Source organism: Cellulomonas biazotea (genome assembly GCF_004306155.1).
GTDB lineage: Bacteria > Actinomycetota > Actinomycetes > Actinomycetales > Cellulomonadaceae > Cellulomonas > Cellulomonas biazotea.
Genome location: NZ_BIMR01000054.1, coordinates 1 through 12,594, shown reverse-complemented (window position 1 = coordinate 12,594; position 12,594 = coordinate 1). Strand labels below are relative to the sequence as shown.

Sequence of the window (12,594 nt, the reverse complement as noted above, 5' to 3'; positions counted from 1 at the left end):
GGTCGCCGCCGAGCAGGCCGCCCAGCGCGCCGCGTGGAAGGCGTCCCTCCTCGGGTACGCCAACGGCAAGATCCCCGCGTCGGCGCTGTGCGGGGTGTCGTTCGACGCCTCCGTCCAGCTCCGCTGCGACGCCGCCGAGTCGCTCGAGCAGCTCAACACCGCCTACGTCGCCGCGTTCGGCACGAACATGACGATCTCCGACTCGTACCGCTCGTACGCGGGGCAGGTCGCGTGCCGCCGGACCAAGGGCTGGCTGTGCGCCGCGCCCGGCACGTCGAACCACGGCACGGGCGTCGCGATCGACTTCGGCGGCGGCATCGAGTCGTTCGGCACCAAGCAGTTCGCGTGGATGAAGGCGAACGCCGGGCAGTTCTCCTGGGAGCACCCGTCCTGGGCGGAGCGCGGCGGCAGCAAGCCCGAGGCGTGGCACTGGGAGTACGTCGGCTGACGTCCCCCCTCCCGGCGCCCCTCGGCGCCCGCCCAGGCTCCCTCCGGCCTCGGCACCCGACGGCCCGGTCGCTCCCCCGCCCGGGCCGTCGTCGTCCCACCGGGCGAAGCCCCGGGCGGTCGGCGGCCGACGACGCCCCGCGGGTCGACCGCCCGTCGTACCGCCGCGACGTGCCCCCGCGCCCTACGATCGGGCGCATGAGCACCTCGGCCCAGCCCGGCCGGACGTGGCCGCTCGTCGGGCGGACCGCGGAGCTCGACGACCTCGACGCGCTGCTCGCGTCGACCGCCGGGGGCGAGGGCGGCACGGTCCTCGTCGAGGGCGAGGCCGGGATCGGCCGCACGGGGCTCGTCGAGGCCCTGACGTCGAGCGCGCACCTGCTGAGCCTCGAGCTGCGGGCGGCCCGCGCCACGCCCGACCGGCCGGCGCCGTTCGCGCTGCTCGCCGACGCGCTGCTCGTGCACCCGCCCGGCGTCGCGCGCGGACCCGTCGAGACCGAGCTGCTGGACCTGCTCGACGCGCTGCACGCCGACGGCCGGTCCGTGCCCGCCGCGGGTGCGTCGACCGCGCAGCGACACCACCGCGCCGCCGAGCTGTTCGCGGCCCTGCTGCGCCGCCGCGGCGACTCCAGCCCGTGGGTGCTCGTGCTGGAGGACGTGCACGACGCCGACGCCGCCTCGCTGGGCGTGCTGCACGACCTGGCGCACGAGGGGGACGTCCCGCGCGCGCTCGTCGTGCTGACGATGCGGCCGGTGCCGTCCCGGGCCGTCCTGTCGACGGTCGTCGACGCGTGGGTGCGGGCCGGCGCCCGCTACCTCGAGCTGCGGCCCCTCGGACCGCTCGCGACCGTCGAGCTGGCCGAGCGGCTCGTCGGCGGGTCGGTCGGGCCCGCCCTGCGGGGCACGCTCGCGACGACCGGCGGCAACCCGCGCCTGGTCACCGACGTGGTCCGCACGGCGCGCTCGGCGGGTGCGCTGGAGGCGCGCGACGGCGTGGTCGACGTGCAGGGCGCGGCGTGGCTGCCGGCGCTCGACGCGCTCGTGCGCAGCCGCCTGGAGTACCTCGACGAGGACGTCGTCGACCTGCTCGCGCACGCGTCGGTGCTGGGCACGTCGTTCGTCGTGACGGACCTCGCGGTGCTCAGCGGCTGCCCCGTGCCGGACTGCTGGCGGACGCTGCGGGTCGCGCTCGCGGCGGGCGTCGTGCACGCGCGCGCCGACCGGCTCGTGTTCCGCCACGACCTGGTGCGCGGTGCCCTGTACTCGGGGCTCGACGAGCGTCGCCGCCGGACCATGCACGCACGCGCCGCGTGGACGCTGCAGGAGGCGGGCGCACCGACGCAGATCGTCGCCGGGCACCTCGAACGCGCGCGCTGACGGCGGTCCTCCTAGCGTGGGACGCGGCCGCGCCGCACCGGCGGGGTCGACGACCACACCGAGGGAGACCGGTATGCCCACGCGCACCGCACGCACCGCCTGGAACGGCACGCTCAACGAGGGCGGTGGCCAGGTCGAGCTGACCAGCTCGGGCGTCGGCACGTACGACGTGTCGTTCCCGAAGCGGGCCGCCGAGGACGCCGGCGGGACGACCAGCCCGGAGGAGCTCATCGCGGCGGCGCACTCGTCGTGCTTCGCGATGCAGCTCTCCGCGGTGATCGCCGAGGCCGGTGGCACGCCGGTCGCGCTGCAGGTCACGGCGGACGTCACGCTGCGTCCCGACCCGGCGGGCGGCTTCCGCATCTCCGGCATCGCCCTGACGGTCCGCGGCGAGGTCGAGGGGCTGGACGAGGCCGGGTTCGCGCAGGCGGCGGAGACGGCCAAGGCGACGTGCCCGGTGAGCAAGGCGCTGACCGGCACGGAGATCACCCTGGACGCGGCCCTCGACTGAGGGTCGGGACCGCCGGTCGACCCCGAGGTCGCCGGTCCGTGCCGAGGTCGCCGGTCAGGGCTGACGAACTCGGCCGCGACCGACGACCTCGGCGCCCGCGGCCGAGCTCGGGGGCGGGCGTCCAGCCTGCGGGGCGGCGCCCGGGGTCCCGGGTCGGCGGTGCGACACTGCACCCGTGGCTGCCCCGACCGACACCGCCGTGCGTACCGACGACGTCGTGCACGCCCTGCGGTCCGCGCTGCACGGCGTGGTCGACGACTCGTCCCGCCGCCGCGCGGAGTACTCGACCGACGCGTCGAACTACCGCGTCGTGCCGCAGGTCGTCGCGTTCCCGCGGGACGTCGACGACGTCCTCGCCGCGGCGGAGGTCTCCCGGACCCTCGGCGTCCCGCTGACGTCGCGCGGCGGCGGCACGTCGGTCGCGGGCAACGCGGTCGGCACGGGGATCGTCCTCGACTTCTCCCGGCACGTGAACCGGGTCCTCGACCTCGACCCGGAGGCCCGCACCGCGCGCGTCGAGCCGGGCGTCGTCATGGCCGCCGTGCAGAAGGCCGCCGCACCGCACGGCCTGCGGTTCGGCCCCGACCCGTCGACGTGGACCCGCGCGACGCTCGGCGGGATGATCGGCAACAACGCGTGCGGTCCCCGGGCCGTCGCGTACGGGCGGACCGCCGACAACGTGCTGGCCCTCGACGTGCTCGACGGGACGGGCCGCCGCTTCGACGCCCGCAGCGGTGCGGGCGCGCTCGACGCCGTCCCCGGCCTCGACGCCCTGGTGCGCGGCCACCTCGACGTCATCCGCACCGAGCTCGGCCGGTTCGGCCGGCAGGTGTCGGGCTACTCGCTGGAGCACCTGCTGCCCGAGAAGGGCACGGACCTCGCGAAGGCGCTGGTCGGCACCGAGGGCACGGTCGGGACGCTGCTCGGCGCGACGGTCCGACTGGTGCCGATCGCCGCCGCGCCCGTCCTCGTCGTGCTCGGCTACCCCGACATGCCGACGGCCGCCGACGCGGTGCCCGCGCTGCTCGCGCACAGCCCGCTGGCGATCGAGGGCATGGACTCGCGGCTCATCGACGTCGTGAGGCGCGTCAAGGGCGCCGCGGCCGTGCCCGACCTGCCGCCCGGCGCGGGCTGGCTCATGGTCGAGGTCGGCGGCGACACGCTCGACGAGGCGCTGGGCCGGGCGCGCGCGCTCGCGGCCGACGCGGGCACGGACGCGGTCGGCCTGTTCCCGCCCGGTCCGGAGGCCGTCGCGATGTGGCGGATCCGGGAGGACGGCGCGGGCCTCGGCGGTCGCACCCCGTCGGGCGAGCAGGCGTGGCCGGGCTTCGAGGACTCCGCGGTGCCGCCCGAGCGGCTCGGCGCGTACCTGCGCGAGCTCGAGGCGCTCATGGCGTCGCACGGCGTCGACGGCCTCGCGTACGGGCACTTCGGCGACGGCTGCGTGCACCTGCGGCTCGACGTCCCGATGGAGCGCTCGGGCGACCCGCTGCGCGCGTTCATGACGGACGCCGCGCACCTCGTCGCGTCGCACGGAGGCTCGCTGTCCGGCGAGCACGGGGACGGCCGGGCCCGCTCGGAGCTGCTGCCCGTCATGTACTCGGACCGGGCGATCGACCTGTTCGGCGCGTTCAAGGACCTGCTCGACCCGCGCGACCTGCTCAACCCGGGCGTCCTCGTGCGGCCCCGCCCCCTGGACGCGGACCTGCGCCGCCCGGCCGCGACGTCCCTGCTCGCGGGCAGCGGCTTCTCCTTCGCGCACGACGCGGGCGACTTCACGACCGCCGTGCACCGCTGCGTCGGCGTCGGCAAGTGCCGTGCCGACGGCCGCGCCACCGGGTCGTTCATGTGCCCGTCGTACCAGGCGACCAAGGACGAGAAGGACTCCACGCGCGGTCGCGCGCGCGTCCTGCAGGAGATGGCGAACGGCACGCTCGTCGAGCGCGGCTGGTCGTCGCCCGAGGTGCACGAGGCCCTCGACCTGTGCCTGTCGTGCAAGGCGTGCTCGTCGGACTGCCCCGCGGGCGTCGACATGGCGCAGTACAAGTCGGAGGTCCTGCACCGCACGTACGCGGGGCGGCTGCGGCCGGTCAACCACTACGCGCTCGGCTGGCTGCCGCGCTGGGCCCGGCTCGTCACGGCCGTCCCGGGGGTGTCGGCGCTGGTCAACGCCGTCCTGGGCGTCCGGCCGGTCGCGAAGGCCGTGCTCGCGGCGGGCGGCATGGACACGCGCCGGAAGATGGTCACGTTCGCGCGCACGCCCTTCCGGGCGTGGGCCCGGCACGGCGCGGGCGGCGCGGTCACGGTCACCTCGGGCGGGGCGTGGAAGGCACGGGAGACGACGGAGGACGGGCGCCCCGGTGCCGCGCCGCGCAGCGACGGGGGCACGGACGCCACCACGACCGCCGCACGCCCCCCGGTGCTGCTGTGGGTCGACTCGTTCAGCGACACGCTGTCGCCGTCCGTCGCGCACGCCGCCGTGACCGTCCTGCGCAGCGCCGGGTACGAGGTCCTCGTCCCCGAGCACGACGCGTGCTGCGGCCTGACGTGGATCAGCACCGGCCAGCTCGACGGCGCCCGCAAGCAGCTCACGCACCTGCTCGAGGTGCTCGGCCCGTTCGCCGTCAACGGCGTCCCGATCGTCGGCCTGGAGCCGTCGTGCACCGCCGTCCTGCGCAGCGACCTGCGCGACCTGCTGCCCGACGACCCGCGCGCCGTGGCGGTCGCCCGCGAGACCCGCACGCTCGCCGAGCTGCTCACCGCGCCCGCCCCGATCGGCCCCGGCGACCGCTGGTCCGTGCCGGACCTGTCGGACGTCACGGCCGTCGTCCAGCCGCACTGCCACCACCACTCCGTCATGACGTGGACCCCCGACCGTCGCCTGCTCACCGACGCGGGCGCGCAGTTCTCGGCGCTCGCGGGCTGCTGCGGCCTGGCCGGGAACTTCGGCATGGAGAAGGGTCACTACGACGTGTCGGTCGCGGTCGCGGAGACGTCCCTGCTGCCCGCGCTGCGCGACGCCGCGCCCGGCGACGTCTTCCTCGCCGACGGGTACTCGTGCCGGACGCAGGCGGACCAGCTTGCGGGGGTCCGGGGCCTGCACCTCGCGGAGCTGCTCGCGTCGCGCGTGTGACCGTCGCGCGTGCGAGCGTCGGGCGGGCCGGTCAGGGCGACGCGCGCACGTCCGCGACGGTGTAGCACTCCTCGTCGTCGGCCGTGTCGCGTCGCGGGTCGAACGTCACCGACGTCGGCACGCCGGTGACCGCGTCGAACGTGACCTCGGCGACGTCGTCGGCGTCGTCCCACGCGATCCGGTCGAGCAGCCCGCCGACGGTCGGGACGAGCCGCGTGAGGTCCTGCCCCATGCGCGCGATGCGCACCCCGACGTCGTCGAGGCCGGTGACGTCGGTGACGTCGCCGTGCACGACCGTGACCCGGTAGGTCCCGAGCAGCAGCCGCTCCCCGCAGGACGACGTCAGCGTGAACGCGTAGGCGTCGAGCAGGTCGCCCGCGTCCCAGCGGGCCGACGCCTCGACCGCCTCGGGCGCCTGGCCGGACCGCCCGCACCCCGGCAGCACGGTGGCGACGAGCACGCCGACGGCGGCCGCCGCGAGCCGCGTCGTGAGCACGGGGCGAGCGTACGACCGGCGGTCGCGGGTGGACACGAGCCACGCGCACGACCAGGGTGGGCCGCATGCTCGTCGCCTTCTCCGTCGCCCCGCTCGGTACGGGCGAGTCCGTGACCCAGGCCGTCGCCGACGCGGTGCGCGTCGTCCGCGAGTCGGGCCTGCCGAACCGCACCGACGCGATGTTCACGACCGTCGAAGGGGAGTGGGACGAGGTGATGGACGTCGTCAAGCGCGCGACCGCCGCCGCGGGCCGGCACGGCGGGCGCGTGAGCCTCGTCCTCAAGGCCGACATCCGGCCGGGGCACTCCGGCGAGCTCACCGGCAAGGTGGACCGCGTGGAGGCCGCGCTCGCGCACGACTGACCTGGTCCGGCCCGGGACGGACCGGACGAGCGCCCACCACTCGGACGGGTGACGAAGGACGCACCGCACCAAACCGGGCGGGCGGGGCGGAATCCTGCCGCACCACCCGTTCGACGGGCTGACGCACCACGGATGCTGTGGGACAGTGTGGACGCACGCACATCCGGTCGGGGGTGGGCGTGCGACCAACGGGGTGAGCGGCCGCCACCGCCTGCCCAGGAAGGCCGGACCGCGATGCCCATCTTCGAGCTCGACGAGGGGCGCCCGCGCCTCGTCCAGCCGATGCAGCCCCTGGCGGGGTCCTTCGCGCAGGAGTGCTCCGCGGTCCTCACCCACCATCTCAGCGCCGTCGCCGGCGAACCGCTCTTCGCGGTCCGCTGGCGCGCGAGCGCACCCGACCACGCCGACCTGCCCGAGCTGCTGGCCCTCGACGCGACCGGCCGACCCGTCGTCGTCGAGGTCGTCCAGGTCGTCGACGACGACGCGGTCGTCGCGGCCCTGCGGCACGCCGGTGCGGCGGGTCGCCTCACGACGACCGACCTGGCGCGGGCCTACCACGCGGACCCCAGCCGGTTCGGTGTCGACTACGCGGCGTTCCGCGAGCAGGTCGCGTCCGGGACGGCCGCGAGCCGCCGCGAGGGCGTGCGGCTCGTCGTGCTCTGCTCCGAGGTCGCCGCCGAGGCGTCCGACACCCTCGGCTTCCTGCGCGGTCCCGGCCGGCACGTCGACGTCCTGCAGGTCGGCGTCGTGCGCGGCGTCGACGACAGCCGCCTCATCGACGTGTCGCCGCTCGCGACGCACGAGGGTGCCCGCCGGCCCGTCGAGCCGACCGCGCTGCGCCTGGTCCGGTCCAGCGAGGCGTTCGCGACCGCGATGGCGTACGAGGCGGAGCGCACGACCCCGGGCCGCCGCCCGATGACGGGCGAGCTGCGTGCGGTCACCCCGCCGCCGCGCCCGACGCCGCCCGCGCCGACGCCCATCGCCCGCCGCACCACGGTGACCGAGCCGACGCCGCTGCCGTTCGGCCCGGCGCGCGAGACCAAGGGCGACACCCCGAAGGACGGCCGCGCACCCGGCACGTCGGGCCGCACGAACGGTGCCCCGACGAACCTCGTCAACCCGCCCACGCAGGCCACGCCCGCGACCACGACGACCGCTCCGGCACCGGTCACGCTCACGCCCATCTACGGCCTGCGTACGGCCGCCGAGCAGCAGCTGCGGCCGCGGACCGCCGCCGAGCCGCCGCAGGTCGCCGGCCCGCGACCGTTCATCCCCGTGTCGGACACGCCCGGCGCGACCGCCACGCCCGACCGTCGTCTGCCCACGACGGCCCCGACGACGGCCACACGCGACGCGGCGCTGGCCGGGGCGACCCGTCCGGTCGACACCGAGGCGCCGGCCGACACCGACGCGCCCGCCGACCTCGACGCCCCGACCCGCAGCACCGCGACCGGCGCGAGCGACCTCGGCGCCCCGACCGGCCTGGCGGGCCTGCGCGACCTTCTCGACGCGACCGGCGCCCCCACCGGGGTCGTCCCCGGCGGACCCGGCGGACCGACGCGTCCCGCCCCGGCGCCCTACCGGATCGACGTGGCCCGGGAGAAGGACGCCGTGACGGCGCCGACGAGCGTGCTCGACCCGGTCGCCCGCGACGAGGCGCTGCGCGACGTGCCGCCCGCGGCCGACGAGCCCCACCCGGAGCTCGCGACTCTCGCGAAGCGCCGCCGCGCCGTGACGACCCTCGTCTGGGTCCGCGAGCGGCGCGGTCAGCGGTTCGAGGCGCTGCTGCGGTCCGACGGCTTCGTCGAGCTGCCCGACGGCACCGTGCACGCCGACCCGGACGCCGCGGCGGCCGAGGTCATCGGCGCGGAGCACGCGGTCGACGGCTGGCGCGCGTGGCGGCTCGGCGACGGCGGCCCGACCCTCGCGGAGGCGACGGGCGTCGAGCGCTCCTGACGCTCGCGGGCCCGCGCCCGCGCGGTCCTGACCGGGGGTCCCGGCCTCGGCGGTCCTGACCTGCGCGGTCAGCCCCAGCCGTACGCGGCGGTCCAGCGGTCGAGCTCGGCGTAGAACCGCGCGCGGACCGGGTGCGGCGACAGCGTGAGGTCGTGCAGGCCACCGGTGACGCGCACGACGGTGACGAGCGGGCCGAGCTGCACGGCCCGGCGGGCGAGCAGCTCGACGTCGAGCACGACGTCGGCGGCCCGCATCTCCTCGCTCCAGCGCGGGCTGATGACGGTCCGGGCGGACGCGAGCATGAGGATCGGCACGGTCACGTGCAGGCCACGGGCGACGGTCGCGTGCCCCGCCATGACGGCGCGCAGCCACCCGGCCCGGACGGGGAACGACGGCACGGGGCGCCACGTCCGGTCGTACGTCCACTCGCCGCCCGTGTCGGACGACAGCGTGCGCGCGTAGTAGCCGGGGTCGATGTTCGGCAGCGGCGCCTTCGGCTGGAAGCGCGCGAGCTGGGCGATGGCCGGCCCGCTCACGTGCCGCAGCACGGACGACCCCTGGAGCTCGAGCCACGGGCTGTTGAGGACGAGGCCGTGCAGCTCGCCGGGGTGCCGGTCGGCCCACAGGGCGGCGACCAGCCCTCCCGTCGAGTGGCCCATGACCATGACGCGGCCGTAGAGGCCCAGGTCGGCGCGCACGACCTCGAGCGCTGCCTCGAGCTCCTCGTCGTACGTGCCGAGGTCGTCCACGTAGCCGGGGGTCTGCCACGGGCGCAGGCTGCGGCCGTACTTGCGCAGGTCGAGCGCGTAGAACGCGGCGCCGCGCGCGTGCCAGTGCTCGGCGAGCCCGGTCTGGAAGAAGTAGTCCGACCAGCCGTGCACGTAGAGCACAGCCCGCACGGGACGGACGGGCTCGTCGGTCGGCGGCGCGTACCGGACGAGGCTCGCGACGACCTCGCCCTCGTCGTCGGGGCGCAGGGGGAGCGTGTGCACCTGGTAGCCGTCGCCGAGGACGTCGGCCGACCACGTCGTCACGCGCCCTCCTGTCTCCGCCGCGGTCCCGGGGCCGGGACCTGGCACCGATCCTGCCGTGCCGTCCCGCTCCCGCAAGGGGACGCGCGCCGTGACGTCAGGGCTCGACGACGATCTTGCCGAACTGCTCGCCCGCGGCAAGGCGGGCGAGGGCGTCGCGGGCGTCGGCGAGCGGGAAGGTCGAGTCGACCAGGGGGCGGACGCCCGTGCGGGCGAGGAACGCGAGCAGGTGGCGCAGGTCGTCGCGCGAGCCCATCGTCGTGCCGGCGACGGTGATCTCCTGGAAGAAGATCCGCTGCAGCTCGGCGTGCTCGGCGTCGCCGCTCGTGGCGCCCGCGACGACGATCGTGCCGCCGGGCCGCACCGAGCGCACCGAGTGCGACCACGTGGCCCGCCCGACGCTCTCCAGCACCAGGTCGACGCGCGGCACGCGCGCGCCGGTCTCGGCCGCCGCCGCGGCGCCGAGCGCGAGGGCCCGCTCACGCTTGGCCTCGTCGCGGGACGTCACGACGACCTCCAGCCCGGCGGCGGCCCCGAGGACGACGGCCGCGGTCGCGAGCCCGCCGCCCGCACCCTGCACGAGCACGCGCTGGCCCGGGGTCGCCCGGCCCGTCGTGAAGAGCATCCGGTAGGCCGTGAGCCAGGCCGTCGGCAGGCACGCGGCCTCGACGAACGACAGCTCCGCGGGCTTGTCGACGAGGTTCCACGCCGGCACCGCGACCTGCTCCGCGAGCGTGCCGGGGTACCGCTCGGACAGCAGCGACCGCGGCTCGTCGGCGGGCACCCCGTGGCCCGACGGGCCGCCGATCACGCCGTGCACGACGACCTCGCGGCCGTCGGCCGTGACACCCGCGGCGTCGGTGCCGAGGATCATCGGCAGCTGCTCGGCCCGGAGCCCGACGCCGCGCAGCGACCACAGGTCGTGGTGGTTGAGGGCGGAGGCGCGCACGTCGACGACCGTCCAGCCGTCGCGCGGCGCGGGTGCCGGCTGCTCGCCGACCTCCAGCGCGGCCAGCGGGTCGTCGGGGGAGAACCGGGCGGCGTAGGCGGCGATCACCTGGCCACCGTAGCCGCGCGCCGCCCGCGGCACCGGGGACCTGCGCTCGCCGTGCGCGTCACCGTGCCGCCGCTGCCGGGCGTGCGGGTCAGAGCAGCGGCAGCATCCGGCCGAGGTCGGGCACGGCCTCCGACGTGTGCTCGGGACGCAGCGCCCGCGCGAGCTCGTCGACGTCGTACGGGGTGCGTCCCGCGGCCAGCCGGACCCAGCGGCGCGCGTCGTCGACCTCGAGGCTCCACCCGCCGCGTGCGACCACGATGTCGAGCAGCGCGTCCGCGACGAGCCGCAGCGCGCCCGGGTCGACGGGGTCCTGGCCGGGTCCGGCGCCGCGGGCGCGCTGCACGGACCGCCCGAGGTCGTCGGCGTGCACGACGAGCTCCAGCACGCGCGAGACCGTCATCGTCGACAGCCGGACGGGTCCGCGGCGGGCCTGCACCACGACGTCCTGCGGCCCGAGCTCGTCGAGCCGCGCGAACGCGGCGTCAGCCATGGCGTCGACGGCCCGCAGCGGGTCGGGCGCGATCTGCACCGCGAGGTCCCGGGTCGTCTCCGCGATGTCCTGCGAGCGCGCGACGTACGTCCCGACGTACTCGCCGAGCGTGAACGGCACGGTGCCGGGCGCGACGGGGTGGCACGCCGCGAGGGCGTCCATCGCCCTGCCCAGGTGGGCGACGAGCTCGGCGACCGACCAGCCCTCCAGGACCGACGGCGCGTCGCGGACGTCGTCGTCGACCACCTCGCCGACCCAGGTCCGCAGGCGGTCCCACTGGGCGTGCAGGGCGGCGGACGCGGCGGCGAGGTCAGTGCTGGGCATGCGTCCATCATGCCCGCCGCGCCCCGGTCCGACCGGGTGAGCCGGTGGTGACCTCGCCGGCCGGGGGACGTCGGCCGGCGAGGTCGGCCGACGGGGTCAGCCGGCGACGTCAGCCGGTGCGGACCTCGTCGGCGAGGAACTGGGCGACGACCGCGCCGACCTCGTCCTCCTCGATGAGGAAGCCGTCGTGGCCGTAGTCGGAGTGGATCGTCGCGACGGGCGCGGCGCCGGGGATGCCGGCGGCGATGCGCGCGGACTGCGCGGGCGGGAACAGCCGGTCGGAGTCGACCGCCACGACGAGGGCGCGCGCGGTGACCTGCGCGAGCGCCGCGGCGACCCCGCCGCGGTCCCGGCCGAGGTCGTGCGTGATCATCGTGCGGGTCAGCGCGACGTACGTGTTCGCGTCGAACCGGCGGGTCAGCTTGTCGCCGTGGTGGTCGAGGTAGGACTGGACCGCGAACCGTCCGCCCTCCAGCGGGTCCTCGGCGCCCTGCGGGATGCGGCCGAACCGCTCGTCGAGCTCGAACGCGCTGCGGTACGTCTGGTGCGCGATCTGCCGCGCGATGCCGAGCCCGACGTGCGGGCCGTCGCCGTCGGCGGCGTCGTAGTAGTCGCCGTCGCGGTAGCGGGGGTCGGCGTGGATCGCGGCGAGCTGGGTGTGGAACCCGGCGATCTGGTCGCCGGACGTCTGCGCGGCGGTCGCGATCGCGGCGATCGAGCGGACGCGCTCGGGGGCGGAGACAGCCCACTCGAGGACGCGCAGGCCGCCCATCGACGCGCCGATGACCAGCGCCCACGAGTCGACGCCGAGCAGGTCGGCGAGGCGGACCTCGGCGGCGACCTGGTCGCGGACGGTGAGCAGCGGGAAGCGACCGCCCCAGGGGCGGCCGTCGGGTGCGGTGGACGCGGGGCCGGTGGACCCCTGACAGCCGCCGAGGACGTTCGGGGCGACGACGAACCACTCGTCGGTGTCGATCGGGGCGCCGGGGCCGACCATCGACTGCCACCAGCCGGCGGTGGGGTGGCCGTCGCCCGCGGGACCGGTCACGTGCGAGTCGCCGGTGAGCGCGTGCAGGACGAGGACCGCGTTGCTGCCGTCCTCGTTGAGCGTGCCCCACGTCTCGTACGCGAGGCGGACCGCCGGCAGGCGGCCCCCGGACTCCAGCGCGAACGGGCCGAGGTCGGCGAACTGGCGTCGTCCCACGGGGTCGCCCTCGCGCCACGCGGCCGACGCCGGCACGGGCGGGCGCTCGGGCAGCGGGACGCGGCTCGCGAGCGTGCGCGCGTGGGCCCGGGAGGGCGCGAAGGTGAACGTGTCGTCGGGCACGACGCCCCAATCGTCGGGCGGGCTGGCGGCGGGGCCGGGGGAGGCCGCGTCGCCCGGGTCGGGGCCGTGGGCCCCCCCCCCCC

Annotated in this window: 11 protein-coding genes; 6 read left to right on the top strand and 5 right to left on the bottom strand. The window is 76.8% G+C overall.

Features of this window, described 5'->3' with window-relative positions:
* From CBZ_RS20740 to CBZ_RS04940, 4 genes are all read left to right on the top strand, one after another.
* On the top strand, window positions 1–448 hold a 448-nt coding region (locus tag CBZ_RS20740; protein ID WP_218022711.1), incomplete at its 5' end, for a M15 family metallopeptidase.
* Window positions 449–645: 197 nt separating this feature from the next.
* A complete protein-coding gene (locus CBZ_RS04950; RefSeq protein WP_130780483.1) occupies window positions 646–1,824 on the top strand; it encodes an AAA family ATPase in 1,179 nt (392 codons plus the stop codon).
* Between the two features lie 73 nt (window positions 1,825–1,897).
* Window positions 1,898–2,335 carry an OsmC family peroxiredoxin gene (locus CBZ_RS04945; protein ID WP_130780482.1) on the top strand — a complete coding sequence of 146 codons (438 nt, stop codon included), beginning with the start codon at window positions 1,898–1,900 and terminating at the stop codon, window positions 2,333–2,335.
* A 175-nt stretch (window positions 2,336–2,510) separates the two neighbouring features.
* Window positions 2,511–5,468 (top strand): FAD-binding and (Fe-S)-binding domain-containing protein, encoded by a 2,958-nt coding sequence (locus CBZ_RS04940; RefSeq protein ID WP_130780481.1) that lies wholly within the window; start codon window positions 2,511–2,513, stop codon window positions 5,466–5,468.
* 31 nt (window positions 5,469–5,499) lie between these two features.
* Here CBZ_RS04940 and CBZ_RS04935 read toward each other — a convergent pair whose 3' ends face one another.
* Complete coding sequence (locus tag CBZ_RS04935; RefSeq protein WP_130780480.1) at window positions 5,500–5,964, bottom strand: DUF6174 domain-containing protein; 465 nt, start codon at window positions 5,962–5,964, stop codon at window positions 5,500–5,502.
* A 65-nt stretch (window positions 5,965–6,029) separates the two neighbouring features.
* Here CBZ_RS04935 and CBZ_RS04930 point away from each other — a divergent pair, with 65 nt between their 5' ends.
* Window positions 6,030–6,326: an MTH1187 family thiamine-binding protein gene (locus CBZ_RS04930; RefSeq protein WP_130780479.1), complete on the top strand. Its 297-nt coding sequence runs from the start codon at window positions 6,030–6,032 to the stop codon at window positions 6,324–6,326.
* Window positions 6,327–6,560: 234 nt separating this feature from the next.
* Complete coding sequence (locus CBZ_RS04925; protein WP_130780478.1) at window positions 6,561–8,282, top strand: restriction system modified-DNA reader domain-containing protein; 1,722 nt, start codon at window positions 6,561–6,563, stop codon at window positions 8,280–8,282.
* A gap of 68 nt (window positions 8,283–8,350) precedes the next feature.
* Here CBZ_RS04925 and CBZ_RS04920 read toward each other — a convergent pair whose 3' ends face one another.
* The 4 genes from CBZ_RS04920 to metX all read right to left on the bottom strand — a co-directional run bounded on the left by CBZ_RS04920 (window position 8,351) and on the right by metX (window position 12,511).
* A complete protein-coding gene (locus CBZ_RS04920) occupies window positions 8,351–9,316 on the bottom strand; it encodes an alpha/beta hydrolase (RefSeq protein WP_130780477.1) in 966 nt (321 codons plus the stop codon).
* Between the two features lie 94 nt (window positions 9,317–9,410).
* Complete coding sequence (locus tag CBZ_RS04915) at window positions 9,411–10,370, bottom strand: zinc-binding dehydrogenase (RefSeq protein ID WP_130780476.1); 960 nt, start codon at window positions 10,368–10,370, stop codon at window positions 9,411–9,413.
* A gap of 88 nt (window positions 10,371–10,458) precedes the next feature.
* Window positions 10,459–11,184 (bottom strand): maleylpyruvate isomerase N-terminal domain-containing protein, encoded by a 726-nt coding sequence (locus CBZ_RS04910; protein ID WP_130780475.1) that lies wholly within the window; start codon window positions 11,182–11,184, stop codon window positions 10,459–10,461.
* Between the two features lie 109 nt (window positions 11,185–11,293).
* Window positions 11,294–12,511: a homoserine O-acetyltransferase MetX gene (gene metX / locus CBZ_RS04905; RefSeq protein ID WP_218022710.1), complete on the bottom strand. Its 1,218-nt coding sequence runs from the start codon at window positions 12,509–12,511 to the stop codon at window positions 11,294–11,296.
* Window positions 12,512–12,594: the final 83 nt, after the last annotated feature.